The 446-nt window shown below is 61.9% G+C and carries 1 protein-coding gene; it reads left to right on the top strand.

Annotated elements, in window-relative coordinates; all coding sequences use genetic code 11:
• Positions 1–282 precede the first annotated feature (282 nt).
• Positions 283–446 (top strand): LysR family transcriptional regulator (locus tag F8279_RS31020; protein WP_151501734.1); only part of this gene is annotated, 164 nt, incomplete at its 3' end.

Here is a 446-nt window from a genome sequence, read left to right as displayed (position 1 = left end):
AAGTTGTTCACGGCGCGCAGGGTCTGGATGCCGTAGTAGGCGTCAGCGGGCACTTCGAGGGTGCCGAGCAGGTCTTTCTCGATACGGGAAGATGCAACGGGGGACATGACGGGATTTGTCTCAGAGGGACACGGCCAGCGCCGCGATGCCCACTAGACTAAGGATGTGACGATTTCGTGGCCAATGCTGTTAAACGCTGCCTCATGCACAAACGGCATAATGTTGGATGTGACGCTGGTATGATGGCGGACGTGTCGTCGCAGTACCGGAGCCTTTCCCGTCGTGAACCTCGAACTGACGTGGCTGGAGGATTTCATCGCCCTGGCCGGCACCCGCAGCTTTTCCCAGGCGGCGGAGAAGCGCTTCGTCACCCAGCCGGCCTTCAGCCGGCGCATCCGCAGCCTGGAGGACGCCCTCGGCCTGACCCTGGTGAATCGCCAGCGCAC

It is taken from the genome of Micromonospora sp. AMSO1212t (genome assembly GCF_008868145.1).
Lineage (GTDB): Bacteria > Actinomycetota > Actinomycetes > Mycobacteriales > Micromonosporaceae > Micromonospora > Micromonospora tulbaghiae.
The sequence above is the reverse complement of the archived record's forward strand: the minus strand, read 5'-3'. Positions and strand labels throughout refer to the sequence as shown.